24 protein-coding genes are annotated in these 25,060 nt (G+C 57.4%); 18 read left to right on the plus strand and 6 right to left on the minus strand.

Going from position 1 to position 25,060, the window contains the following annotated elements; translation table 11 throughout:
* Positions 1-18 precede the first annotated feature (18 nt).
* Together AB1763_03355 and AB1763_03360 are read right to left on the minus strand one after the other, a co-directional pair.
* Entirely contained in the window at positions 19-780 is a 762-nt protein-coding gene (locus tag AB1763_03355) for a M15 family metallopeptidase (GenBank protein ID MEW5831856.1), read from the minus strand.
* A 27-nt stretch (positions 781-807) separates the two neighbouring features.
* A complete protein-coding gene (locus tag AB1763_03360) occupies positions 808-2,172 on the minus strand; it encodes a DUF389 domain-containing protein (protein ID MEW5831857.1) in 1,365 nt (454 codons plus the stop codon).
* A 102-nt stretch (positions 2,173-2,274) separates the two neighbouring features.
* Between AB1763_03360 and AB1763_03365 the strand changes: the two genes are divergently transcribed.
* From AB1763_03365 to AB1763_03375, 3 genes are read left to right on the plus strand one after another with little or no spacing between them, the layout of a single operon-like run.
* Positions 2,275-2,589 (plus strand): hypothetical protein, encoded by a 315-nt coding sequence (locus AB1763_03365; protein ID MEW5831858.1) that lies wholly within the window; start codon positions 2,275-2,277, stop codon positions 2,587-2,589.
* Positions 2,590-2,649: 60 nt separating this feature from the next.
* Positions 2,650-3,981: a diguanylate cyclase gene (locus AB1763_03370; GenBank protein ID MEW5831859.1), complete on the plus strand. Its 1,332-nt coding sequence runs from the start codon at positions 2,650-2,652 to the stop codon at positions 3,979-3,981.
* 3 nt (positions 3,982-3,984) lie between these two features.
* The gene (locus tag AB1763_03375; GenBank protein ID MEW5831860.1) at positions 3,985-7,239 is read left to right on the plus strand and encodes an EAL domain-containing protein; all 3,255 of its coding nucleotides are present in this window, start codon (positions 3,985-3,987) and stop codon (positions 7,237-7,239) included.
* On the opposite strand, the gene AB1763_03380 is transcribed toward AB1763_03375, so the two are convergent.
* The gene (locus AB1763_03380; protein ID MEW5831861.1) at positions 7,231-7,518 is read right to left on the minus strand and encodes a c-type cytochrome; all 288 of its coding nucleotides are present in this window, start codon (positions 7,516-7,518) and stop codon (positions 7,231-7,233) included. The two genes, AB1763_03375 and AB1763_03380, sit on opposite strands and share 9 nt — an antisense overlap.
* 35 nt (positions 7,519-7,553) lie before the next feature.
* Entirely contained in the window at positions 7,554-8,330 is a 777-nt protein-coding gene (locus AB1763_03385; GenBank protein MEW5831862.1) for an RMD1 family protein, read from the minus strand.
* Between the two features lie 66 nt (positions 8,331-8,396).
* On the opposite strand from AB1763_03385, the gene AB1763_03390 reads away from it, so the two are divergent.
* The gene (locus AB1763_03390; GenBank protein ID MEW5831863.1) at positions 8,397-9,614 is read left to right on the plus strand and encodes an OmpA family protein; all 1,218 of its coding nucleotides are present in this window, start codon (positions 8,397-8,399) and stop codon (positions 9,612-9,614) included.
* 24 nt (positions 9,615-9,638) lie between these two features.
* Here AB1763_03390 and AB1763_03395 read toward each other — a convergent pair whose 3' ends face one another.
* Together AB1763_03395 and AB1763_03400 are read right to left on the minus strand one after the other, a co-directional pair.
* The gene (locus AB1763_03395; protein ID MEW5831864.1) at positions 9,639-10,517 is read right to left on the minus strand and encodes a hypothetical protein; all 879 of its coding nucleotides are present in this window, start codon (positions 10,515-10,517) and stop codon (positions 9,639-9,641) included.
* On the minus strand, positions 10,514-11,104 hold the full coding sequence (locus AB1763_03400) for a hypothetical protein (GenBank protein MEW5831865.1): 591 nt from the start codon (positions 11,102-11,104) through the stop codon (positions 10,514-10,516). The genes AB1763_03395 and AB1763_03400 overlap by 4 nt, the downstream gene beginning before the upstream one ends.
* Positions 11,105-11,322: 218 nt before the next feature.
* On the opposite strand from AB1763_03400, the gene AB1763_03405 reads away from it, so the two are divergent.
* The 14 genes from AB1763_03405 to AB1763_03470 all read left to right on the plus strand — a co-directional run bounded on the left by AB1763_03405 (position 11,323) and on the right by AB1763_03470 (position 25,008).
* Complete coding sequence (locus AB1763_03405; GenBank protein MEW5831866.1) at positions 11,323-12,894, plus strand: ATP-binding protein; 1,572 nt, start codon at positions 11,323-11,325, stop codon at positions 12,892-12,894.
* Positions 12,882-14,351, plus strand: coding sequence for a response regulator (locus AB1763_03410; GenBank protein ID MEW5831867.1), 1,470 nt, complete (start codon positions 12,882-12,884; stop codon positions 14,349-14,351). Before AB1763_03405 ends, AB1763_03410 begins: the two co-directional genes overlap by 13 nt.
* Positions 14,352-14,379: 28 nt before the next feature.
* Positions 14,380-14,766 (plus strand): response regulator, encoded by a 387-nt coding sequence (locus AB1763_03415; protein ID MEW5831868.1) that lies wholly within the window; start codon positions 14,380-14,382, stop codon positions 14,764-14,766.
* A 2-nt stretch (positions 14,767-14,768) separates the two neighbouring features.
* Positions 14,769-15,263, plus strand: coding sequence for a chemotaxis protein CheW (locus AB1763_03420; protein ID MEW5831869.1), 495 nt, complete (start codon positions 14,769-14,771; stop codon positions 15,261-15,263).
* A 2-nt stretch (positions 15,264-15,265) separates the two neighbouring features.
* Positions 15,266-16,090, plus strand: coding sequence for an MCP four helix bundle domain-containing protein (locus AB1763_03425; protein MEW5831870.1), 825 nt, complete (start codon positions 15,266-15,268; stop codon positions 16,088-16,090).
* The gene (locus AB1763_03430) at positions 16,087-16,905 is read left to right on the plus strand and encodes a methyl-accepting chemotaxis protein (GenBank protein MEW5831871.1); all 819 of its coding nucleotides are present in this window, start codon (positions 16,087-16,089) and stop codon (positions 16,903-16,905) included. The genes AB1763_03425 and AB1763_03430 overlap by 4 nt, the downstream gene beginning before the upstream one ends.
* Position 16,906: 1 nt before the next feature.
* The gene (locus AB1763_03435; protein ID MEW5831872.1) at positions 16,907-17,170 is read left to right on the plus strand and encodes a hypothetical protein; all 264 of its coding nucleotides are present in this window, start codon (positions 16,907-16,909) and stop codon (positions 17,168-17,170) included.
* Positions 17,163-19,277: a chemotaxis protein CheA gene (locus AB1763_03440; protein MEW5831873.1), complete on the plus strand. Its 2,115-nt coding sequence runs from the start codon at positions 17,163-17,165 to the stop codon at positions 19,275-19,277. Before AB1763_03435 ends, AB1763_03440 begins: the two co-directional genes overlap by 8 nt.
* Positions 19,264-20,088 carry a protein-glutamate O-methyltransferase CheR gene (locus tag AB1763_03445; GenBank protein ID MEW5831874.1) on the plus strand — a complete coding sequence of 275 codons (825 nt, stop codon included), beginning with the start codon at positions 19,264-19,266 and terminating at the stop codon, positions 20,086-20,088. Before AB1763_03440 ends, AB1763_03445 begins: the two co-directional genes overlap by 14 nt.
* 10 nt (positions 20,089-20,098) lie before the next feature.
* Positions 20,099-21,496 (plus strand): PAS domain-containing protein, encoded by a 1,398-nt coding sequence (locus AB1763_03450; protein MEW5831875.1) that lies wholly within the window; start codon positions 20,099-20,101, stop codon positions 21,494-21,496.
* Complete coding sequence (locus AB1763_03455; GenBank protein MEW5831876.1) at positions 21,474-22,313, plus strand: HAMP domain-containing sensor histidine kinase; 840 nt, start codon at positions 21,474-21,476, stop codon at positions 22,311-22,313. Before AB1763_03450 ends, AB1763_03455 begins: the two co-directional genes overlap by 23 nt.
* A complete protein-coding gene (locus AB1763_03460; GenBank protein ID MEW5831877.1) occupies positions 22,314-22,796 on the plus strand; it encodes a chemotaxis protein CheD in 483 nt (160 codons plus the stop codon).
* A gap of 2 nt (positions 22,797-22,798) precedes the next feature.
* Positions 22,799-23,821, plus strand: coding sequence for a chemotaxis response regulator protein-glutamate methylesterase (locus AB1763_03465; protein ID MEW5831878.1), 1,023 nt, complete (start codon positions 22,799-22,801; stop codon positions 23,819-23,821).
* 71 nt (positions 23,822-23,892) lie between these two features.
* On the plus strand, positions 23,893-25,008 hold the full coding sequence (locus AB1763_03470; GenBank protein MEW5831879.1) for a hypothetical protein: 1,116 nt from the start codon (positions 23,893-23,895) through the stop codon (positions 25,006-25,008).
* The last annotated feature ends 52 nt before the right edge of the window (positions 25,009-25,060 follow it).

A 25,060-nucleotide genomic window follows, 5' to 3' on the forward strand; every position in this document is an offset into this window, starting at 1 on the left:
ACCGCTCCACGGTCGTTCCTAACGGCTTTTCGCGACGCAGGAAGGGGCGAGCAGCTCGGGGCGGTATTCGAAGTGCATCGTGTCGTAGTGGTACCACCGCCCTCCCCAGATAAAGCCGTGCTTTTCGAAAATCCTCACAATCGAGAGGGGCATCGTATTTTTGTACCCGATTTTGGCCGTTTCGGCTGACGCCTCGTCTTTCCAGTACTGGGTCGCGGCGGGTGCAAGGTCGATGGCGATCCCGAAGCTGTGCATCGAAAGGCGGTCGGTATCCTTGATGACGCGGTAGCAGTAGGTGGCCGCCCCTTCGGCCCAGACGCGCTCTTTTTTCGGGAGCTTGGCGATCTCCTGGCCGATGGCGTAGAGCTTTCGGTCCACCCCCCCGATCCGGCTCACCTGAAGTTTCGTTTTCCCTTTGAGCGTCGGCCATTCGACGGTGACGAGATTCTTTTCGATCTCTTTTCGGTCTTTGCCGTAAAGCGCCTGGAAAAAGGGTTGATACCGCAACCGTCCCGGATCGAAGAGGTAGGGGGGCGGCGTTTCGCTCCCCCCTGCATCGTAACGCTGCTCAAGCTGCGTCGAGAGGTCGGCGTTGTTGATTTTTTCGTCCCAGGTTCCTTTGGGGCTATCGGTGCGGAAGGGATAAACCGTACCGTTTTTGAGGATCAGCTCTTTATCGTTCGCCGAAGCGACCAGGCCGGGGTAGCCTTCGACGTAACACTGCGGATTTCCCCACGCCAAAACGCCCAGCAGCGTCCCAAAAATCCAAATCGTCCGCATCTGCACTCCTCGTTTGATTCCCTTATTTTAGCGAATGAGGACCAAAACGTTCTCATGCTTGGCGCGAATTTTCAGCCATGCTTCGATGTCCCGGCGCTCTTTTGCGGAGAGTCTGCCCGCCGCCCGAAGGTTGAGCAGTAAAACGGTCGAACTCCGGTTCTCGTCGAGGGCGGAGGGATCGTAGCTTTTCGAGAGGATCGCTTCGCGTATTTTGGGGAAGAGGGTTTTGAGCTCGGCGGGGACCGACTGAAAGAGGGCGTTTTCTTCGTCGTGTCGGCGCAGCTGTTCTTTGAGGGCCTGGATCTCTTTGTTCTGCGATTGGAGGGCGACCTGACTGTTTTGGTAGAGGTCAGTGATGATTCCCGTTTTGAGTTTCGAGAGATCGATGCTCTGGCCGTTGGTGTTTTGGTAGACGTTGAGCGAGGCTTTCCCCAACCCTTCGCGTTCCATCCCTTCGCGGAGTTCCTGGAGCTTGTTTTGCGGGACGTATTCCCCGATGAGGAACACCTTGATCTCCCGGGTTTTCGGATCGATTTTTACCTGTGCGACGTTCGTGGTTTTAAAATTGAACGCCTGGGCGACGAACTGGGAAGCGCGGGCCTTGAACACCTCTTCGCCGACGAGGCGGTACGCCAGGTATGAACTGGGTAGCAAGGTGATGAGGACGGCGGCGGCGATATAACGCTGCGCCCGCACCGCCAGAGCGGGATCGACGTATTTTTTTTCCGCCACGTTGAAGGCCCGGACGACGATGAACGACGCCAGGGCGATAAAGACGAAATTGATCGTGTAGAGGTAAAACGCTCCGAAGAAAAACTCCCAGTTGCCGCTTGAGAGGCCGAACCCCGCGGTACACAGGGGCGGCATCAGGGCGGTCGCGATCGCGACGCCGGGGATGACGTTGGATTTTTCTTTGCGGGTGATGGCGACGATTCCCGCCAGCCCCCCGAACAACCCGATCAGAACGTCCCACGCCGTGGGGGTGGTGCGGGCCAGCAATTCCGAATGGGCGGTATCGAGCGGCGAGATCAGGAAGTAGAGGGTGGAGGTGAGCAACCCCACCATCGTGGCGAAACTGAGGCTGACAAAGGAGCGGCGCAGCAGCGAGAAGTCGTTGATCCCGGCACCGTATCCGATCCCCATGATCGGTCCCATCAACGGGGAGATGAGCATCGCCCCGATGATGACGGCGGTGGAATTGACGTTGAGCCCGATCGAAGCGACGAAAATAGCGAACATCAAAATCCACAGGGTCGCCCCCCGCATCTCGACTTCGCTGCGGATCCGCTCGTCGATCACTTCGTCATCGGCCATATCCTGAGTGATACTGAGCCGTTCTTTGAGGATGCTTTTGAGGTTGATCCATGTACGATGCTCGGTAGCGGTATCCATGTTGCGTCCTTGTGTGCTTTCGGGGCCAATTATAGCCAACTATTCACAATCGCTTCACATCGGTTTGCGAAGATGACACCATCTTGAATACAGGAGCTTTCGATGAAACCTCTTTTTGTCCTCGCCGCGGCGATCACCGCCGCCGCATTGATTTCGACGGCCGCACAGGCGGACGGGCGTCGCCACCATGTCCTGCGCCCTGCGCATCACGGAGTGCACCACCACGGCGCCGGCTGGGCCGTTCCGATCGTGATCGGAGGGGTGATCGCCTATCGCCTCTCCGATGCCGCGCACCCGGTGCAGCGCGATGCGCGAATCGTACGGGTGGAGGAGCGTTATGGCCCCCTCTACGAAGAGCGCTGGGAATATTTCGGCGATTGCGACTGCAAACGCCGGGTGCTGGTCAAAATACGGTAGTTTTAGCGGGTTTGTAACCGGCAAACGGTATAATTCTCTTTTCTAAAGAAAGGGGATGGAATGTTTTTTCCGAGTCTGGGACTGATCGCGACGACGAACGTCATTACCGTCGACATCAAGGAGAGCGTTCAGACGGCACTGAACCGGATGCACGAACACAATCACCGGAGCGTCATCGTCGTGGACGGCCCCCAGCACTTCATCCTCGCCTCGAAAGACATTATCCGCCTCCGTTTGGAGGGGATCGGGTTTGATACCCCTCTTTTCCGGGTCCTTTTGCGCCCACTGCCCCTGATCAGCCGCGAAAGCAACATCGTCAACGCCCTGAACCTCACCAACGAGCAGGATGAGCACATTTGCGTCTGTAACGAGGACGGGAGCCTCTATGGTCTCGTGACCAACAGCGACATCATCAGCAGCGTCGATCCGCAGATCGTGCTCGATTCCCTCCAGATCGGAACCTTGCTGGACAAAAAATACGGTTACAAAAGTTTCGCCCCCGATACGCCGGTCATCAAGGTGCTGGAGTATCTCAAAGACGCCCCGAACGACTGCGTCATCATTCAAAAAGACGATCTTCCCGTAGGCATTCTCACTTCGAAGGACGTGTTGCGCCTGATCGAAAAAGAGGATCTGCATACGCTCCCCGTCGAAGCGGAGATGTCCTCACCGGTCTTTACACTGGGGACCCGCGCATCGATCAACGACGGGCTGGAGTTTCTGAAAAGAAACCATTTCAAGCGGATCGTCGTCACGGACGATTCGGGGGTGGTCGCAGGAGTCGTCAACCAGCAGGACCTGATCGCCCGCACGTATCTGAAGTGGTCGCAGCTTATGCGGGACCATTTCAAGCAGTTCGAGGAGCTGACGCAGGTGCTTCAGCACAAAAACCTCCAGCTCTCAAAACTGGCGACGAAAGACGCGTTGACCGAAGTGCACAACCGCCATATGTTCACGGAACTGTTTGCCAAAGAGGTGATCAACCTCAAACGCGACGGCGCGAAACTGGTGCTGATGATGATCGATCTGGATTATTTCAAGCGGATCAACGACACCTACGGCCACAATGCCGGCGACGAAACCCTCAGGACGTTTGCGCGGACCGTGTTGACGTGTATCCGCGAAAGCGACATTTTCGCCCGGTGGGGAGGCGAGGAGTTCGTCCTCCTCCTGCACGGCGCGTCGGGAAAGGAGGCGTACGACATCGGCGAAAAAATCCGCAAAAAGGTCGAAGCGACTTTTTTTGAACAGGCGGGGCAGCTGACCTGCAGCATCGGTGCGGCGGAAGTGTTTGCCGACGACACGATCGAAAAGGCCGTCCATCGCGCCGACAGTGCCCTGTATGCGGCCAAAGATCGGGGACGGAACATGACCGTCGTCCATGAGGGGTGAGCCGTGAAGAATATACCTCTGGGTTCTTTGCTGGGACCGAAAAACGTATCGCTGCGGACCGACCGCTCGATTGCCGAAGCGCTTAGGATAATGTCCGAAAGGGCGATCAGCTCGGTCGTCGTGACCGATGCGTCCGACCATCCGGCCGGGATTTTCACCGAACACGACGCGTTGCACGTGGTCGCCGATTCCCTGAACCCCGAGACCCCCCTTGGCGAGGTGATGACGCCCGAGCCTTATTGCCTCGAGGAGTCGGTACAGCTGCACGACGCGTATCAGCTCATGGAGGAAAAAGGGTTTCGCCATCTCGTCGTCGTGGACGGATCGGGACGGTTCAGGGGGGTCGTGAGCGAAGGAGATTTTATCCGTCACCTCGGGTTTGAACACCTGACGAAACAAAAGCGGGTCGCCGAAGCGATGAGCGATTCACCGCTCATCATCACTCCGGGGATGCCCCTTGCCGAGGCTGCGGCACTGATGCACGAGCGGCGGTGCGATTACGCGATCGTCCTCGAGGGGGGACGCCCCGGCGGGATCGTTACCGAGCGCGATATCGCCCACCATTACGCCCACGGCGAAACCGCCGGCGACGAACGGGTCGATTTGCTGCTTCGCCCGGACGTTTGCACCGTCGACAAAAACATTTCGCTGCAGGAAGCGGCACTCTTGATGGAGCGTCACGGGGTTCATCAGCTCATCGTGGTCGATTCGCACGGGGCGCTGGAGGGGCTGGTCAGCCGCCACGACGTCCTGCATGCCATGCACGGCGCCTATTTCGAATTTCTGATCCGTACAATCGAGCGCAAAAGTGCCGCCATTGCACGGATCAACGAGCGTAAACGGGAATTACGGAGCGAAAAGGAGGAGATCGAAAAAAGTACCCTCAAGCTCCGCAAATTGTTCGAGACCCTTCCCGATGGCGTCGTTCTGATCGACGGTCGGACGATGCAGGCGGTCGAGTTCAACCGTTCGGCGTACGAACAGCTCGGGTATAGCGCCGAGGAGTTCGCCGCATTGCGGGTGAGTGATTACGAAGCGATCGAGACCCCCGAAGAGACGCGTCGGCGCGTCGAGAAGATCGAACGCGAGGGGAAAGACGCGTTCGAGACGCAGCACCGGACCAAAGAGGGGATGATACTGGATGTCTGGGTGAACGTCGTGCTGGTGGACCTGGGGGGCGTTCCCCACATGATGGCGCTTTACCGCGACATCACCGAAAAAAAGCGGACCGAACGGGAGATCGACCGCGTTCAGGCGCTTGCGCGCATCGGGACGCTGGAATGGGACATCGTCAAAGACGAGATGTCCGGAAGCGAAGAGAGCAGCCGGATTTTCGGCATCTCTTTCGAGGAGAGACCTTCGGTACACGCGTTGCTCGCCTCGGTCGTCGACGAGGACCGGGAGCGGGTGACGCAGGAGCTGTATTCGGCCCTCAAAGAGGGAACCTACAACGCGATGTGCCGGATTGCCGTCGCGGGGGGGATGATCCGGTGGGTGGAGACGAACGCCGAATTCATTTACGACGAGAGCGGAAACCCGATCAAGGGGGTGGGGATCGTGCAGGACCTGACCGAGCGGGTCCTTGCCGAAGAGGCGCTGCGCCGCAAAGACGCCGATCTCAGTACCGCCCAGGCGTTGGCCCACATCGGAAGCTGGCGGCTTGACGTCGGGCGCGATCTGCTCGAATGGTCCGAAGAGACGTACCGCATCTTCGGCATCTCGAAAGGGGTGCCGCTCAACTACGACGTTTTTCTGTCGGTCATCCACCCCGAGGACCGTGAAAAGGTCGATTACGCGTGGCGTGCCGCGCTGCAGGGGGCGCCGTATGAAATCGAACATCGCATCGTGGTGGACGGCGAGATCAAATGGGTCCGCGAAAATGCGCAGCTCGAAACCGACCGGGAAGGGAATCTGATCGCGGGGGTCGGAACGGTGCAGCTTATCACCGAGCGAAAACTCTACGAAGAGCGGCTTGAAACCCTTGCCAACTATGACCCGCTGACGGGGCTGGCGAACCGCGCGCTGCTGATGTCGCACCTGCAAAACGCCATCGAACAGGCCAGACGTTCCAAGAGCGAGATCGCCCTGATCATGTTCGATCTCGACCGCTTCAAGGATATCAACGACAGCTATGGCCACAGCGCGGGGGATGAACTGCTGCGCCACGTCGCCCGGCTGTTTACGTCACGGCTGCGCGAGGGGGACATGATCGCCCGCCTCGGAGGGGACGAATTCGCCGTCGTCCTCGAAAACCTTTCCCATCCCGAGGACGCCGGGCGGCTGGCCGAAGAGATGATCGGGATGCTCGGGATCGATTACAAACTCTCCGGCGGCGCACTGATCCATGTCGGCGCCAGTGCGGGGATCGCCCTTTTCCCGCATCACGGGGATGACGCGTTCACCCTCTTGCAGCATGCCGATGCGGCATTGTACAAATCCAAAGCCGAAGGGCGGGGGACCTATTACTATTACACCGACGAACTCACCGCTTCGGCGCGCAAACGGATCGAATGCGAGAGTTACCTGCGCCGCGCCATCGCCAACAACGAATTCGAACTGTACTATCAGCCGCAGGTCCATCTGGGGACGGGCCGGATCGTCGGGGCCGAGGCGCTGATCCGCTGGAACGATCCCCACCGCGGGATCATCTCTCCCGACCAGTTCATCCCGATCGCGGAAGAGACGGGGCTGATCCGCGAAATCGGCGAATGGGTGCTGGGCGAAGTGTGCGCACAGGGGAAAGCGTGGCTGGACAAAGGGCACCGCATCACGCTGGCACTCAACCTCTCGGCCCACCAGGTTCGCTACCAGAACATCGTCGTTCTCGTCGAAGAGGCACTGAGAAAAACCGGCTACGACCCCAAACGACTCGAACTGGAACTGACCGAGAGTACGCTGATGGAGCGTCAGGAGGAGGCAGTGGCGATGCTCCATGCGCTCCGCGCGCACGGCATACGCCTCGCGATCGACGATTTCGGGACGGGCTATTCGTCGCTCTCGTACCTCAAGCGGTTTCCGATCGACGTTCTGAAAATCGACAAAAGTTTCGTCGACGATCTCCCCTACGACCCCGACGATATGGCCATCGTCACCGCCATCGTGGCGATGGGCCAGGCGCTCGGATTTCAGGTATTGGCCGAGGGGTGCGAACGCGAAGAGCAGATTGCTTTCTTGAAAGAGAAAGGGTGTACGCTCTATCAAGGGTATTACAAAAGCCCGCCGCTGAAGGCGCCGGAGTTCGAAAAGCTGTTATTTTAGGGTATCGACGTAATCGGCGACCGCTTTGAGGTCTGCGTCGGAGAGATCGGCAATCGAGGCCTGCATCGTCGCTTTCTGTTCCCATCCGAAGGTCCCTTTTTTGTAGCCGTCCAATTTGGCGAAGGTCCCTTTGGAGCCGGCGATCGGTTTCCCAGAAACCGAAACGTCTTTACCGTCCCCGCCGTGGCACTCGGCGCATTTGGCGCCGTAAATTTTCATCCCCTGGGACGCCGACAAAACGGCTCCCCCCATCAGCAACGCGACAATGATCCGGTTCACATTCTCTCCTTCTTTCGGCTAAATAACCTATTCTATCACAATTTTTGGGCCATTTCGGTCAGCCCCATGACGATTTCGAATGCGATCAGAACGATGATGATCCATTCGAGGAATTCGCTTTTTTTGTGGTTGATGATGTCCATGACGAGCATAACGTCCTCCTTGATCTGCGAGAGTTTCGAGAGAGCCGTTTCGTGGCGGTCGTAGAGTTCGAGGATGAAGGCGATGCGGGTGTAGAGCGCTTCGGCCTCTTCGTTGTCCCAGAGTATGTTGGGCTTGTCGAGCAGGAGGAGGTTGCTGACCATGTCGTGCCGGGTGAGGGCGAGCCGTTTGGCGAACTGCATCAGGCGGCTTCGCCGGGTGAACGAATAGGTATGGATCGATTCGACGATCCTGCGGCTCTGGGTGAAGAGGGCGTTGAGCCTTTTTTCGTATTTCTCCAGCCCGACGCTCTGCGAAACGGCCAGGGCGATAACGTTGAGATTGAGGGTCGAAATTTCACGCAGGCGGATCGCCTCGTTGTCAACGCGAAACGGCTCGGAGAGGGCAGGGTCGATGTGAATCGGGTAGTCCTGGGTGAGGAACTCTTCGTGGTCCTCCATCGAGATCCCCAGAACGGCCAGCGCGTCGAGGAGGGTTTTTTTCTCCTCGGCGATGAGGGTCAGGACGCCAAAGGGGGCCAGCACCACGTGCAGCGCGTCGTTGCGGCCATAATAACCGTTTTCGATCCCGCGGCTCATGGTGATGTCGAGGGCGTATTCGAGCATCGACGTGCTGAGGGGGCGGTTGAGATAAAGCGAAAGGAGATTCATCAAGGACCCTTTAACCGAAATTTAGCCACCTTTATTGTATCATCTCCGTATTACAATGAGGTGAGTATGCGCAACACAATAGCAGTCGGATTGATCAGCCTGGGACTCGGATGGAGCAGCGCCGCCGCGGACGTTTCGGAGATGATTTTTTATCCCGAGCCCGATTTCGCGGAGGGCATTTTCCATTTCAACTACCAGGGCGAAAAAAATAAAAACTACGGGTTCATGTTCGAAAAAGGGTTCGATCCCGAACGGATCGTCTACGTCCGCCCCGCCGAACACAAAATCGAAAAGCTGCGCGACGGGGCGCTCAAGGTGTCGTTTAGCAACACCGACCGCTATTCGTACCTGCAGCGGGCGTACCGGGACGATTTTCTCGTTTCCGACGAGAAAGGGGTCGTCAAGATCCTCCTCAGCGGCGGCGACTGCAAATCGAGCACGGACTGTGTGACCGCCGAGAATATCCTGACCGTCAATATCCCTAAAGGGTACGGCGTCCGGAGCTACCAGGGGCTCGATCAGGATCTCAAACCGCTCAAAAACCCCCAGTGGCAGCGTAAAGGGAACACCTACACCCTCACCGCCCGGGACGTCAAAGGGGCGTGCATCATGATGGAGCTCGAACGGCTCAAGCCGGGGCAGGTTCCGACCCATCCGGCGATGGCATCGGCGGCTCCCAAACCCGCGCCCAGAGCGGCTGCGAAGAGCGAAGCGCCGCTGGTCTCCGCGGTCAAAGGGGCTTCGGAGAGCGACATGAACGTCGCCGATGTCGAGACGCCCGCCCATGCGCCGCAGGTTCCGCGGGAACCCGAACCCGAAGTGCGCCCTGTCGCCGTCGCTGCGCCCAAGGTTCAGGAGCCCAAACCGCAAAGCGCGCCTGAAGCACCCCGGGCCGAAGTGAAGCCCGTGGCCCCAAGCGTCGCCCCCGCGGCCTATTTCCGCAATTTCCAGCTGTTTGAAAACCGTTCGGTGGTCGCCCTCAACGAAGAGGGGAAAGCCCGCCTCAACGAATGGGTCCGGCAGTTCCGTGCCGGAGGGTATCAGTCGGTGGTGATCAACGCCTACACCGACAGCATCCCGCCGCAGCGGCTCAAACATCTTTATGCGACCAACGAGATTCTCTCCGCCGCACGCGGGAAAGTCGTTGCCGATTACCTCGTTTCGCAGGGGATCGACGCGTCCCGCGTAAGCGTCAACGGCAAGGGGGCGCTTGACCCGGTTGCCTCGAACGACACCGAAGAGGGGCGTTCCAAAAACCGCCGTATCGAGTTCGTCCTCCGCTGATTCTCTTTTCTCTGCGCTTCCCGATCAGGGGAGCTGTTCGTACAAATCAAACAGATCGATATCGTCCGGAAGCCTCGACCGTCCGTCGCGGTGGGAGCGGGTGTAGGCCACAAGGCGCTTGAAATGCTTGCGCAGGTGGTAGGCGTCGGGGACATTGGGACGGAACCAGTCCCCTTTGGCGCTGAACAGCCAGTCGATCACCCCTTTGACGTCGAGGAGGGTATAGCCGTGTGCGTCGATGAGCAGTTTGATCTGTTTCGCCCAGCTCATGACGTCGAAAGGCTCTTCGAACTGCGGATCGATCGCCCGGAGGCGTCGGATGAAATACTGCGCCATCTCGAACTCCTCGCCCGAGGGTTTGGCTTCGTCGAGTTCGCGCGAAGCGACCGCGGGGAGGGATGAGGCTTCTTTGCGCGCCCATCGCCCGAATTCGGCTTTCCAGTCGAACGAGCGGCGGTTCTGGGATCGGTGGTAGAGGTTGAAATCCTCGAACACGTCGCGCCGCAACCCTTCTCTGTCACACAGTTCCAGCGCAAACGCGTGCAGCTCTTCGAACGCTTCGTTGGAGAGGTTGAGGTAATAGTTGCTGTCGACGTATTCGGTCGGAACGGTTTCGGGAAGCGGCGTCCGTTCGGGGGAGATCGGTGCGAACGCGTAGCGCATCATCATCCCCTCGGGGGTTTTGCGCCGGGCGGAGACGAGAATCCCTTTTTTGACCAGCGAATCGAGCGCTTCGACCACCTCGCGGGGGCTGTGCCGCAGGGTTGCAGAGAGCCCCGACGCCTCGATTTCCCCCGGTTTTTCGCCCCATTTTTGGGTATGCAGCGCGATGAGGGGGAGAAGCGCGCGTTCGAGCAGGCTCAGATCGTTGCGCTCGATCAGCGATGCGGGCAGCACTATCATGATTTGAGAAGCCTCCCCTTGAGCGGGGCGGCGATCGCTTCGGTGCGGGAGCGCTCGCGCCGGAGGATTTCGTTGACGTATTCGTTCATGACCCGCGCTTCAAAAAGGCTCCGATCGAGCGATACGTAATCGTAAATCCATTTTTTCCCGAGGGTTTTGACGACGTTGACGTCGGTTTCGTCCAGCAGGGGTTTCTCTTCTCCCTCCCGGCGGATCGAGGTGAAGCGGATCGCTTCGAACCGCTCCAGCGCACTTTTTTCGGTATTGCGTTCGAGCGTGACGTTACGGCGCAGATCGTACATCAGGTGATAGAGGTTTGCCGTCCGCTCCTGCGCTTCGCGCTCGATCGGGGTTCGCGACTCTTCTTCGAACTCGGCGGCGACGTGCGCGATTTTTTCAAACCCGTTTTTAAAAGGCATTCCCCCGCCCGAGAGACGGCGGAAGAATTCACGGTACTGCGAAGGGTGGATGTGGCGTACGAGATCGGCAACGTGGGCGCGGAGGTTGATGTCCTCTTCGATCTTGAAATATTCCATCAGTGAAGTGACGAACTGGGCGCGGATCTGGTCTTCGGTGTGTCGTTGCATGACGTAAGTATAGCATCCCCACGTAAAAGAAACATGAAGCGCCGATGATGCCGTGTAACGTAAATGTGACCGACAAACGGTATCATTGCAGCCGTATACGGGTTTTTTGACAAAAATGTCGGAAAACGGGATATACTTTTTACGATGAATTTATGCCGGTTCGCCCTGTTTTATCAAGCAGTGCGCGACGGTTTCAGCTCCCAAGGAGGCGCTCAGCATTGCCGACGTTAAAAGAACAGCTTAAGCAGCGCCTTCGCGAAAACGACCCGGCTTACCGCTATTACAAATCGATCTTTAACCTGGTCAGCGACCTGATCGCCCTCAGCGACGGAGAGCGGATTATCGACGCCAACGACCGCTTCACCTCTTTTTTCGGACGGCTGGGAGAGGACGTGTTTGGACCGGAATTTCGGCTTTCCCGCCATTTCGAGCCGATCGACAAATACGGTTACGTGTATGAAGGGTACGAAGGAAAGCGTTGGTTCGAACACGTGCTCTCGGATCAAAAAGAGCATTACCGCGTCGGAGTGATGGGGGACGGAAAACTCCATTCGTTCAACATCGCCCTCGCCCCACTAGAACCGCTCGATGGGATTTACGTCGTCACAATGACCGACATCACCGAGATGATCGGGTACAAAAACAGGCTCGAAGAGGGGTTGCGCAGCAGCGTGGAAGATAAGCACGAAGCGCAGTTTCTGCTCCGGCAGTACGATTACGCGATGAACGTCTCGAACCTGGTTTCCCGCAGCGATCCGGACGGAAATTTCACCTACGTCAACGATGCGTTTTGCGCGGCTTTGGGATACGAACGCGACGAGCTGATCGGGGAGAACGCCCTCATTTTGTGCCCGCCGGATGAAAACGACCTCTACTACGAATCGATTTGGAAAGCGATCGACGAGGGGAACATCTGGCAGGGTGTTCTGCGCAACGCCGACAAAAACGACAACATTCATTATTTCGATACTACGGTGGTCCCCGTCCGTGACCGTGCGGGCGACATCATCGAGTACCTCTCAATCCGGCACGAGATCACCGCGACGGTCAAAGCCCGTACCGAAGCGATCCAGAACCTCGAGTCGAAAACCAAATTTTTCGACCAGATATCGCACGAGCTGCGCACGCCGCTCAACGCCGTGGTCAACTTTACCGATCAGGCATTGGAAAATTTCGACGAGATGTTCGGGGACGAATCGACCCGCGAACTGGTGCGCCGCTATCTCGAGCGGGCCCACAAAAATTCCGAAAACCTGCTGTTACTAATCAACTCACTCCTGGACCTCGCCAAACTCCGATCAGGAAAAGAGACGTTTGCAATGTGCCCGTGCGAAGCGGTTTCTCTCGTGCGGGAGGTCTTTGAGAACTGCTCAAGCCTGAACCATGAAATTAAAATAAATTATGCGTTTAAGAACACTGTTAGGTCGGTATGGATAAATTCTGATCCGGTGAAACTGCGACAGATCATCACCAACCTGATTTCCAACGCGTTTAAATTCACTTCCGAAGGTTTCATCGATGTGTCCGTCGAGGAAGAAGGGGAGGAGTGTCGGATCGAGATTTCCGACAGCGGGGTTGGGATCGCGGAGGATAAACTCGCTTTGATTTTCGAACCGTTCGAACAGGCGCGAATCCAGGACCCCGGGACGGGGCTGGGTCTGAGCATCGTCAAAGAGTACGCGCAGTCGATGGGGATTTCCCTGGACGTTCGGTCGGTGGAAGGGCTGGGGAGCCGTTTTACCCTCAAAGCGCAAAAAATTCCCCCAAAAGGTGAAGAATGGACCATATAAAGCTTCTGATAGTTGACGACGTCGAGGACAACCGGCTCGTCCTCAACGCCATATCGCGGAAAGTGGAAGGATTCGAGATCAAAGAGGCCTGCGACGGGATCGAAGCCGTCGAGATCGTCGACGCGTGGCACCCCCAGATCGTGATGATGGACGTGATGATGCCCCGGATGGACGGCCTGGAAGCCTCCCGCCTGATCAAAGCCCGTTACCCCGAAACGATCATCATGGTCGTCACCGCAGTGATCGATCCGCAGATGGAAGAGAACATGGCCGCGATCGGGATCGCCGCGTATATCCACAAGCCGATCGACAAGGACCTGATACGGTTCAAACTGCAAAACTTCGTTTCGTTTCTGAATTCCAAAGAGGGGAAATTCAAACCGCTTTCGGAAAAGGAAGCCCTCAACCCCTTCAGCTCCGACATCCGCCACTGCAAGACCCTTTTCGACGTTCCCGATTCGGAGGCGATGATGGATTTCGGGATGTGGATTCTCGCCCGCTGCGAAAACGGCTACCCGGTTTCCTGCACCAAGGTGGACATCGCGCTGGAGTTTTTCTACGAGCTGATGCGTTTCGGTACGCGGGATGGGAAGGCGCTCAGCATTATCGTCGAAGAGAGTTTCGAAGAGATTTTCGTGACGATGAAATTCGACGCGCCGATCGTACTGCACCCCAAAGTTTCGGCATTGCTGGTTGACATGGGGGAAGACTGCATCTGCCGAGGCAACATCGCCTGCGTGCGGCTGCGCATCTCCAACCCCGCCGCGACGCCGAAAAAAGAGCCGCTTCCCCCGTGCCCGCCGACTCCGTCGGAGAAAAAGGGTTTCGAACCCGCCCCGGCGCCCGTCGAGCCCTCTACCGCCCCGAATATCCCTGCGGCACCGCAGGCCGCGGCAAGCGTTGAACCTTCGCAGCCCGCCAAAGAAGTGCGGGTCATCGATTCGGAAGAGAAAGTGCTCCTGCGCCAGAGCTTCGTCAATAAAACCTCGGCGGTCGATTACGTCCGCGACATCGGCGGAGACGTTCTCGACGAGATCCGCGACCTCGAAAGCCTCGACGTCGAATGGGGCGAAAAGCTCCGTATCATCGAAGACGACGGCGATGCCCAGAGCATCCGCTCTTTTGCTGACAACGTGCTGGGGGTCTATGTCCGGGCGATCAACAACCTGTTCGAATTCACCGCGCTGGCGTATGCCCTCTCCTCGCTGGGGGCATTTTTAAAAGAGAACGCCGATGCGATCATCGCCGATCCCAAAAAGCTCAAAACGCTCACGATGCTGCTCGAACACCTCGGCAGCGATCTGAGCTCGTGGCGGGAGCATATTTTTTCACTCCAGGACACCGCCGACATCCACTATCTCGACAGCTCGTTTTTCAGTTCGTGCATGCAGATCGAGGGGATCATCGCCGAAAAGGAGGTTGCCGCGGATGACGACAACGACATCGAATTTTTTTAACCCACACCACCGAGGAGGAAACAGATAAATGGCAAAAAGAGTAATCATCGTAGACGATTCCAGGGCCGTCGTCGCAACGGCGGAACTGGCGCTGGAGGGGCTGATCGGCAGCGGTGCGATCGAGTTCAAATCGTATCTCAACCCGGCCGAGCTGCTGGCGAACCTGCAGGGGGGGAGCGAAAATTTCGATCTCCTCATCAGCGACGTCAACATGCCCGAGATGAACGGCCTTGATCTGGCCCGTGCCATCAAATCCGACGACCGGTACAAAACCAAACCGATCATCGTCCTCACCACCGAAAGCTCCGACCAGATGAAAATGGCCGGCAAAGAGATCGGGGTGACGGGATGGATGGTGAAACCGTTCAGCGAAGACAAACTGGTCAAATCGATCAAAATGGTGCTGGGGGTATAGCCATGGAATCCAATACGGCGCAATCCAGACGGGAGCGTTACCTGACGTTTTTCCTGGGGGAGGAGCAATACGGCATCGCGATCGACCGGATCAAGGAGATCATCGCGATGATGAAGGTGACCAACGTCCCCAAAACGCCCGAATACATGCGCGGGGTCATCAACCTGCGCGGTTCCATCATTCCGGTGGTCGATACGCGGTTGCGCTTCGGGATGGAGGGGCGTGAAGCCGACATGCACACGGCGATCATCATCGTCGAGGTCGAAAAGGTGAACATCGGGTTTATCGTCGACCGCGTCGAAGAGGTTGCCTCGATCGATGCGGCGCATCTGAGCGAGCCGCCGAAATTCGGCAGCCATATCGACACCGATTTCATCTGCGCGATGGCGCAGATCGAGGAAAACGTCGTCATGATTCTCGACGTACTCAAGCTGTTCGAAGCCGAAGAACTGGTCAGTCTCGAACAACTGCAAAAACAAACCACTGAAGGAGAGTAAGGATGAATTGGTTGGAAAACATGGTCTTGCAGACCAAGCTGATGCTGTTGACCGGGGTGATGATGGTTGCCCTGGCGATTTTGGGTTACGTAGGGTACAACTCGACGCAGAAATGGGAAGAGAGCATTACCGAGGTGGGAACCGTCCGTCTCCCCTCCATCGTCGGCTTGCTGGACATGCGGACGGGGATGAATCAGGTCGCGATTCAGCAAAACCGCGTTCGCGCCCTCAAGGACGACCCGCGTTCCAAAGAGAAGCTCCAGGATGCACTTGAAAAACTGATCAAAGGGTTCGAACGCTACGACCGGGGGTATAAAATCTATGCTCCCCTGCCCCAAACGCCCGAAGAGGCCGAAGAGTGGAAAAAATTCGAAGAAAATTTCGGCAAATGGAAAGAACTGAGCCTGCAGTTCCGCGCCAACACCCTCATTCCGCTGATCAACAATACCGACCCGGCGATGGTCGATGTCTATTATGGCCAGATGGCGGCGTTTATCGAAAAAAGTCGTGAACCCAGACAGGCTGCGTTGGACAACATCGAAAAAATCACGCAGATCAACGTAGAAATCGGCGATGAAACAGTCAAACAAGCCAAAGAAGATTCGGCGGCGGCAGTACAGCTGACGATGGTGATCGTACTGGCGGCGTTTGCGGCGGCGATTATCCTGGCTGTCCTTATCATCCGCTCGATCACCCGCTCCATTACCCAAAGCGTCACTTCGATCCGCGACGGGGCGATGCAGATCACGTCGGCATCCGAGCAGGTCGCTTCGTCGTCTTCGTCGTTGGCCCAGGGAGCGAGCAGGCGAGCAGCGTCGAAGAGGTGAGCGCGACCCTCGAAGAGTCCACCGCGATCAACGCGCAAAACACCGACAATGCCCGTCAGGCCGACATCCTGGCGAAAAACGCGAACGATTCGGCCCGTGCCGGGTACGAAAAAGGGGAGCAGCTCTCCTCGTCGATGCACGCGATCACCGAATCGGCGGCAAAAATCTCAGGGATCATCAAAGCGATCGATCAGATCGCGTTCCAGACCAATCTCCTTGCTCTCAACGCCGCCGTCGAAGCGGCCCGTGCGGGTGAACACGGCCTCGGATTCGCCGTCGTTGCCGATGAGGTGCGCAACCTGGCGCAGCGTGCCGCTTCCGCGGCCAAAGAGACCTCCGACATCATCGAAGAGGTAGTCGAGCAGATCAAAGAAGGAAACCAGATCGCCCTGGCGACCCACACGGCGTTCCAGGAGATCGTCGAACAGTCCAAAAAAGTCTCCGATCTGATCGGCGAGATCAGCATTGCCGGAAAAGAGCAGTCCGAAGGGATGGCGCAGATCAACCAGGCGATGGGGCAGGTCGATCAGGTCACCCAGCAGGTGGCGGCAAACTCCGAAGAGGCGGCTGCTGCGGCCGAAGAGCTCAACGCGCAGGCTGCATCGATGCTCGAGACGGTAGGGATCCTGGCCAAAATGGTCGGCATGCAGACCGACGCCCCGGCGGTTCAGGCGAAGAAAAAAACGCTCCACACGCTGGAAGTGAAAGCTCCCGCCGCGCCGCGTAAAGTGCAGAGCGCATCTGCGCCGCGCCCGACACCTGCCAAGGCCGATGAGATTTTCCCGCTGAGCGAGGACGATCTCAAAGAGTTCTAAGATGCAGTTCGACGGAGACGTGCTGACCATCGGGCTGGAAATGACGATGGAGGAGATACGGGAATTCGAACAGTTTATCCGCCCGCGCATCGAGTACATCGAGCGCATCGAGGCGGAGGCGGGGAGCGTGCTCAGAAGCAGTGCTCTCCTGGCTCTTTTGGCGAGCCTCAAACGCACGCGCCCCGATCTGGCGATCCCTTTTTTGGAAAAAGGGTCGGTAGCGGCGCCGGCGCACGGAACCTTGCATTGGATGTGTTATGACTAAACAAGAACAAGTCAAAGCGATATTTATCGAAGAAGCGGGCGAGATCATCGAAAAACTCGACATCGACATCCTGCGCTTCGAAGAAAATCCCGGCGATTACGATCTGCTGAATGCCATTTTCCGCGGCGTCCATACCCTCAAGGGGAACGCCAACGCTTTCGGCTTTACGCGGCTGGGAGAATTCGTCCACCATTTCGAGGACGTACTCGACCACTACCGCAATACCAAAGAATCGATCGAGACCCACCACCTCGAGCTTTTCGTCGGGAGTGTCGACGTGATCAAAGAGGTGATGGAGTGCGAACTCGACGCCCTCCCCACCCTTCCTTCCGATTACGACGAATGTCTCGGTAAAATCAAGGAGTTGATCGCCTCGAAAACGCTCAAACCGATGATCCCGTCCCAACCCGAAGAGAGCGGCGCCCTGAACGACCTGGCGAGCGAATTCGGTTTCGGATGCGACGAGGGGATCGAGGAAGCGGTGCGGCAAAGCATTGAGCGTCATCAGCAGATGCGCGGCGAGGGTCAGAACCTTCTGCGCGTCGATCTGACCCTTGATGAGGACTGCTACAAACGGGGCTTCGATCATCTGACGTTTTTAAACCTTCTCGCCGAAGGGTCCGTTTCGCTCGAAAGTTTCGCCGATCTTGAAAACGTCCCCCCTCTGGATGGATTCGCTTCCGACGTCAATGCGATCAAGCGGCTGGGGTGCGTGTTGCTCACCCCAAAAAGCGTCGCGGAGGTGAGTGAGAATTTCGAGTTTTTGTTCGACCACGAATACCGTGTAACGGCGATCGAGCCTAAAGTCACCGAAGAGCAGCTCCCCGAACCCGTCGCGGCTGCCTCCGAGGTCTTGGAAACTCCCAAACCCGCTTCCAAACCCGCGGCCGGAGAGAGCGCTTCGGCCTCTTCGGTGCAAGGTGCGTCCAAGTCGACGATCCGCATCGACACGTTCAAGCTCGACGAGTTGTTCGATTCGGTCGGGGAGCTGGTGATCGCGCAGAATTTCATCGCGCAGAACGAAAAAATCCGCGTGATCGAAGACGAATCGATCACCCGCACGATCGAGACCCTCTCGAAGATCACGAAACGGATACAGGACCGGGTGATGAGCCTGCGGATGGTCGCGATCCGTGATACCTTCGACAAGATGAAACGAGTGGTCCGCGATACCTCCAAAAAAACGGGCAAGGAACTCCACCTGATCGTTCAGGGGGAGGAGACCGAGATCGACAAGACGATGATCGACAGCCTTTCCGATCCGCTGATCCATATCATCCGAAACGCGATCGACCACGGACTGGAAGCCTCGGCGGCGGAACGGATTGCGGCGGGCAAAAAAGGGGAAGGGACGATTACCCTCAAAGCCTTCCATAAAAGCGGCAGCATCGTCATCAGCGTCAGCGATGACGGGCGGGGGATCAACAAGGACAAGGTGTTCCAAAAAGCAATCGACCGGGGGATTATCACGGGAGATGAGAATCTGAGCGAATCGCAGATTTTCGGTCTGATCATGCAGCCGGGATTTTCGACCGCCGAGACGATCAGCGATCTTTCGGGGCGCGGAGTCGGTCTTGATGTCGTCAAAACCTCGATTGAAAAGCTGCGCGGCAAAATCGAGATCGATTCGAAAGAGGGGGAAGGGACCACCTTCTCGATGGTCCTTCCCCTCACCCTTGCGATCATCGACGGGATGCTGGTGCGTGCCGCGGGTGAAATCTACATCATTCCGACGCTCAGCGTCGTCGAATCGTTCCGCCCGGAGCGGGAGATCGTCCATTCACTCAAAGACAAAGGGGAATTCGTCAGCCTGCGCGGCCAGCATATCCCGGTCGTCCGCCTCAGTGATGTTTTCAGTCTCCCGACCGAACGGATCGAACCGTGGGAAGGGATTCTGGTCTGCGTCGAAACCGAAGCGGGACGGATTGCCGTCATGGTCGATGAACTGGTGGGACGCCAGCAGGTCGTCATCAAAACGCTGGGGAAATCGCTCGCACGGCTCAAAGAGATTTCGGGAGGGGCGATCCTGGGGAACGGCGACATCGCGCTGATCCTCAACGTCGACGAACTGCGTCCCCTGATCGAGGCACCGCATGGTGGAAATTGAGCTCAAGAGCGAAGAATTCGCCCTTTTTCGACGCTATATCTACGAAAAAGTGGGGATATCCCTCTCGGAGCAGAAAAGTACCCTTGTCAAGGGGCGTCTGAACAAACGGCTCAACCAGCTTCGGCTGGGGTCGTTCCGGGCCTATTACGATTATCTCGTCGGGGACGAGAGCGGGGAGGAACTCGCGTTTTTCGTCAGCGCCATTTCGACGAACGTCACGTCGTTTTTCCGCGAGGGCGCCCAGTGGAAATGGATGGAGACCCATTTGCGCAACCTGGCCCAGGAGAAGCGGGAGAAGAAGATCCGCATCTGGTCGGCGGGGTGTTCGAGCGGGGAGGAACCCTATACGATTTTGATGTTCCTCCAGCACCACCTGAGCGATTTCGAGGAGTGGGACATCAAGATCCTCGCCACCGATATTTCGCCGAAAGTGCTCGCGCACGCGATCGAGGGGGTTTACGACGCCAAATCGGTCGAACCCCTCGCCAAAGAGATCGTCCTCAAATCGTTCGAGAAGATGCGGACCGAGAGCGGGGTGAAATACCGGATACGGGAGCATTTGCGCGAGAAGGTCGTCTTTCGCCTCTACAATCTCGTCACCGACCCGTTTTTTTTCAAAAACCGTTTCGACATGATTTTTTGCCGGAACGTCATGATCTATTTCGACGACGTAACCCGTCAGGAGCTGATCGGGAAGTTCGCGACGCTCCTTCCCAAAGGATCTCCCCTTTTGCTGGGGAGTTCCGAATCGCTGACGACCCACCGCGACACGTTCAAGCTGCTGGGCTCATCGATTTACCAACGATTGTAAAAGGAATGGTGTGAAAACCGATCTCTCCGCGCAGGAAGCGAAATTCGACAACGACGAGCTGTTTTTTTCGATCACGCAACTTGACAGTACGATCCTCTCGGGCAACGACGTTTTCGTCCGCATCAGCGGCTACGACGAAACGGAGCTGGTCGGGAGCATTCACAACATTATCCGCCATCCCGATATGCCGAGGGTCATTTTCAAAACCCTGTGGGACGCTATCGGTTCGGGCAAACCGCTCGTCGCGTACGTCAAAAACCGGACCAAAACGGGAGAATATTACTGGGTTCTCGCCGCCGTTTTCCCGCTGGGCGAACGCTACCTCTCGATCCGGATCAAACCCACAACGGCGCTGTTCGCGCGTGCACGGGAGATCTATTTCAAACTCCTGATGGCCGAGAGCAGGGGTGGGATGGAAGAGAGCGGGGCGCTGCTGGGGCGGCTGCTGGGCGAACTGGGGTATGAGCGCTACGAGCAGTTCATGAGCGAAGCGCTGCTGCAGGAGCTGCACGCCCGCAAAGCCAGCCTGGGGAATGGCTGCCTCGCCGAAAAACGGTTCGAGTCTTCGTCGCAGTCGCTTCTGGGGCTGAAGATGCTCTACGATACGTGCCAGAGCGTCATGCGCGAATACGAGGAGTGGTATGCCAAGATCGGCCTGTTCGAAGAGGTCCGTTCGGGCTTTAAGGAAAAAGGGGACCTCCTGCGCCGTCTGGCGCGGGACGTGGTCTTTTTGTCGCTGAACGCATCGGTCTCTTCGCACCGTTCTTGCGGGGGCGGGGAGACCTTCGGCGTTCTGGCCCGCGATATCCGGATCAACGCCAAGGAAAACGATGAGCTCATCGGAGGGGTACGCGTACTGATCGACGACCTCTCGGTGGGGTTGAACGAGCTGATTTTCACCGTCTCGGCGATTTCGCTGCAGATCGAAACCATCTTGTATTTCATCGAAGAGGTACTGTGCAAAGAACGTGAAGAGAAAATGGATCAGGTTCGGGAAAATGTGTCCGACCTGATCGCGCTTGTCTGTGAATACGCTGCACGGTGCCAGAACATTCAAAACGGGCTGCTTGCCGGGATGACGACGGTGCTTAAACATCTTGAGCGGTTGGAACGGCAGATGCTCTACCTGGGGTACATCCAGGTTTACGGGATCATCGAAGCGGCGGGAGAGAGCGACGAAGCGACACGCTTTAACGTCATTTTCTCCGAGCTGAAGGTGCTGTTGCAAAAAACGTCGGGGGAGATCGAAGCGATGCAGATCATGGGAGAGCGTTTCGCCAATGAAAACCGTTTTCTGATCGACAAATCGGCGGCGATGGAGGGGACCCTCGCGCGGCTGAAACACGAAAGCGGCCCCGGGCCGATCCGGAAGAAAGGGGAATACAATGCAAAACGTCGCGATGTTTAGCGAGGTTAAGTGTGAGGATGGATGCGACGAGGTCGCGTTCCTGAGCCGAAAAATACTCGATCTGAACAAGAAACTCATCGAAAGCGAAAAAGCCAAATCGCGGTTTTTGTCGCTGGTGGCGAACGCCTTGAACAACCCGATGACGGCGCTGCTGGGGATGATCCCCCATCTTGCGCCGCAGGAGGGGGGAGAGCGGCGTCAGGTTTACGACCTGATCGAGGAAGAGGCGCTGATCCTCGATTTCCGGATACAAAACCTCGTTGCCGCCGCCGAGATCGAAAGCGGGATCAACGACATAAGCCATTCGCTCGTCGACGTCGCTTCGCTGGTGCGCGAGGCGATCGAGTCGCTCAAATACCCGATCCGGGCCAAAAACATGGACGTACGGATCGACGACAACCTGGGCCGAGCCATTGTTTCAGACCCCCGTAAACTCTACCTGATCCTCAAAAACCTTCTTGCCAACGCGTGCTGCTACGGGGAAGCCGGAACGCCGATTGACGTGACCTTCTCCGCGCGGGGCGAACGGGTCGAGGTGACCGTCACCAACCGGGGCGAGGGTCCCGACGTCGAGTACAAGCCCCAGGTATTTACCCGTTTCGCGCAAGGCCCCGGCGGCGCGCACGGTCTGGGGATCGGGCTGAGCATCGTCCGCGATTACAGCGAACGGATGGGGGGAAGTACCGACTATTCGGTTCAGGAAGGCGCGGTGACGTTTCGGGTCGATCTGCCGCTTCAGACGACGCTTCCCGATTCGGAAGCGTGCGGTTCGAACGAGTTTTTCTTCGAATCGTTCGACGATGCCATCGAAATCTAAATGATTCAGGGCGTCTCCACGTTCATCCACGTCGGGCAGATCCATGTGGACAGTGCCCCTTCGGCCATTTCGACCGTTTTGGGGTCATGCGTCTCGGTGTGTTTGTACGATCCGCATCTCCGGATCGGCGGGATGAACCATTATCTCCTGCCGTTCTGGAACGCGAATGGCTTGCAAACCCCCAAATTCGGCAATATCGCGATCCCCAAGCTGATTGAGGCGATGATGAGCCGCGGGGCGAAGCCCAAAACGATGGAAGCGAAAATCTTCGGCGGGGCTTCGATGAACATCGGCGGCTCCGAAGCGATGCTGATCGGCCAGAAAAACATCCTCGTGGCCAGAGAGATTCTCAAAGAGTATCGGATCGGGATCATTGCCGAAGACGTCGGGGGAGAAAACGGGAGAAAAATCCAGTTCGATCTCGAGCGGGGGAAAGTATTGCTCAAATACGCCAGCCGCAGCGAATTGACGTGTAAAGGATAGAGATGGCGATACGGGTATTGATTGTGGACGACAGCGCGACGGCGCGGGCGGTTCTGCGCGACATCCTCGAAAACGACCCCGAAATCGAAGTGGTCGGGAGCGCGTCGGATGCATACGTCGCCCGCGACAAGATCGTCGAACTCCGTCCGGACGTTATCTGTCTGGATGTCGAGATGCCCCGGATGGATGGGATCACGTTTCTGCGCCGGTTGATGCATTATGTTCCGATTCCGGTAGTTATGGTCTCATCCTTGACCCAAAACGGGGCAAAAACGACCCTCGAGGCGCTCGAAGCGGGAGCTGTCGATTTCGTCCCCAAACCCCATTCGCACATTTACGACGGTAAAGACGAGATGCGCGACGAGCTGCTTTCGAAGATCAAAACGGCTTCCCGTGTACGGGTTCGTCAGCGCGCTCTTCAGGATATCCGTCAGGCGAATACGACGTCGCTGGCCGAAACGACCCACAAAATTCTCGCCATCGGAGCCTCGACGGGGGGGACCGAAGCGCTCAAAGAGGTGCTGATGGGACTGCCGCGAAACGCCCCTGGGACGGTGATCGTTCAACACATGCCGGCCAATTTTACCGCGCCGTTTGCCGAGCGGCTCAACGCATTGTGCGCGATGGAGGTGCGCGAAGCGCGCAACGGCGATTCGATTACGCCGGGAGTCGTTCTGATCGCGCCGGGAGATTATCACATGGTCGTACGCCGTTCGGGGGCACGATACTACGTTGAGATCGGCAGCGGGGACAAGGTCTCGGGGCACCGTCCCTCGGCGGACGTACTGCTCAATTCGGTGGCCAAGATCGCGGGGGCCAACGCGATCGGCGTGATCCTTACCGGGATGGGGGGCGACGGTGCGCGCGGGCTTCTCGCGATGCGCAACGCGGGGGCGAGGACGATCGGCCAGGACGAAGCGAGCTGCATCGTCTACGGGATGCCCAAGGTCGCGTACGAGCTTGGGGCGGTCGAGCGGCAGCTGCCATTGTCCAAAATTGCCGAAGGAATTGTGCAATCGCTCTGAATTCTCAACGAAAATAAAGTAAAATTATACGGGCGTTGTTACGATGCCCCAATTTGCACCGAAAGAGTCTCATGCTCACGATCAACGAAACGGTTATCCCCGAAGGGGACGAGGATCTCGGCGATAACCTGCTGTATTACGATTACAATATCGACCACATCCTCTCGCTCGAAGCCAAGGGGCTGACGATGGAAGACGAGGGGTACGTCAGCGCGTACCGCTCGTTCGAGGGGGAAGTGTACGAAAACTACATCTACGAAAAACTTCTGCGCTTTGCGGCCAACGAGCCGAAAATTAAAAGTTTCATCATCAAAGGCCCCCACAAGCACCGTACCCGCGCCCGCAGCGACGCCCTCTCGGTGAGCTGGAAAGGGCAGATCATCTACCGTGCCCGTCACAAGGAGATCGGGGAGTTCGACGGGCTTTTGTTTACCGACCGGGAACTCTATTTCGTCGAGATGACACTGGTCAAGTCGGTGAGCAACCTCAAAAAGCGGCTCCGCAAAAAACGGGCGTTGCTGGAAGTGTTGTTTCCCCGCTACAAAGTCAAGGCGCTGCTGGTTCTCAACGAAGGGGCGACGGGGACTTCCGAACTTCCCGATTACGCATCGGTCTGGATCACCAAACCCTACAGCGCGCGTCATATCCTCGACCGTCTCTCCACCCGCGCGCCGCGCGCGCCGATGCGTCGGGTCGAGAGCGCCAAAATCGCCCATGCCGAGGAGATCAAAACCGCCTCGTTCAAATACTATGCGACGCTCACGTGGATGCTGCGCTCGCTGCGGGGCAAAGATCCCATCGACCTGGAGTTTTTCCGCCGCAGTTCGACCCAGCGCTATCACGACATCTACACGAAAGTCTACGTCGGGTATCTGCCGATCGCCGAGTTCAAGCGTCTCGCCCCGGATGCGGTGAATGCCGAGAGCAAGGCCGAGCGGGCCGTCGTCGCGATCGAAAAAGACCACAGCGGCGGCTATTTTCTGACCTATTTTGTCCGCCATTCGGCGAAGAAACTCGACAATGTCACCCTCGGCGGCGGCGCGTGCAAGATCGTCAAAAAAGACCCTTTCGGGATCACCCTGACCGAGATGAACCATCTCGACCGCGTCATGGGGGAGGAATTCGCCCTCACCGCCGAACAGCATCGCCGCCTCGAAGCGCTTATTCCGACCATCCGTCACAAATAGGGCGTTAATCGTTAATTATCCTTTTTTGCCTTATACTTGCGGGATCACAAAA

The organism is Campylobacterota bacterium (assembly GCA_040752835.1).
Taxonomy (GTDB): domain Bacteria; phylum Campylobacterota; class Campylobacteria; order Campylobacterales; family Sulfurimonadaceae; genus Sulfuricurvum.